Below are 352 nucleotides of genomic sequence, written 5' to 3' on the forward strand. Positions count from 1 at the left end.
GTTCGAGCGTGACTGCTCGGTGCAGCGCCGTCACCAGAAGGTGGTGGAGCTGGCGCCGGCGCCGAACATCTCGGAGGAGCTGCGGGCCCGGTTGTGCAGTGACGCTGTGGCGTTCGCGCGGAAGATCGAGTACTCGTGTGCGGGCACGGTGGAGTTCCTGGTGGACCGGGACGGCAATCATGTGTTCATCGAGATGAATCCGCGGATCCAGGTCGAGCACACGGTGACCGAGGAGATCACCGATGTCGATCTGGTGCAGTCGCAGTTGCGGATCGCCTCGGGGGAGTCGCTCGAGGATCTGGGGTTGCGGCAGGAGGACATCCGGATCCGGGGTGCGGCGATGCAGTGCCGC

At 65.6% G+C, this 352-nt stretch carries 1 protein-coding gene; it reads left to right on the top strand.

What is annotated here, in order from left to right:
- A partial coding sequence (locus ASG69_RS23215) for an ATP-binding protein (protein WP_442971107.1) occupies positions 1–352 on the top strand: 352 nt, incomplete at both ends.

It is taken from the genome of Rhodococcus sp. Leaf225 (assembly GCF_001426145.1).
Taxonomy (GTDB): domain Bacteria; phylum Actinomycetota; class Actinomycetes; order Mycobacteriales; family Mycobacteriaceae; genus Rhodococcoides.